We start from the raw sequence: 230 nt of genomic DNA on the forward strand, positions 1-230 counted from the left end.
CATGCCCAACAGGGCAAACAGCGACAGGGTGTAAAACTCGCCTTTAAAGATTTGTCGGTCTTGGTTGTACGGTTTACTGTAAATAAACAGACCATACGTCAGCGCATACAGCACCAGTTTTGCCATACGGGACATGCCGTCTGCAATATACATACCGTGAAAGGCATCTACTCTGCCCTGCTCCCATACCGCCAATTGGGTTATAGCAACAATAATGACCGTTCCCAAAC

The 230-nt window shown here is 47.4% G+C and carries 1 pseudogene; it reads right to left on the reverse strand.

What is annotated here, in order from left to right:
• Positions 1–230: pseudogene (locus ACTHS4_RS12775) on the reverse strand (NADH:ubiquinone oxidoreductase subunit N); the annotation flags it as partial.

Source organism: Neisseria sp. P0014.S009 (assembly GCF_051958155.1).
Taxonomy (GTDB): Bacteria; Pseudomonadota; Gammaproteobacteria; order Burkholderiales; family Neisseriaceae; genus Neisseria; species Neisseria flavescens_C.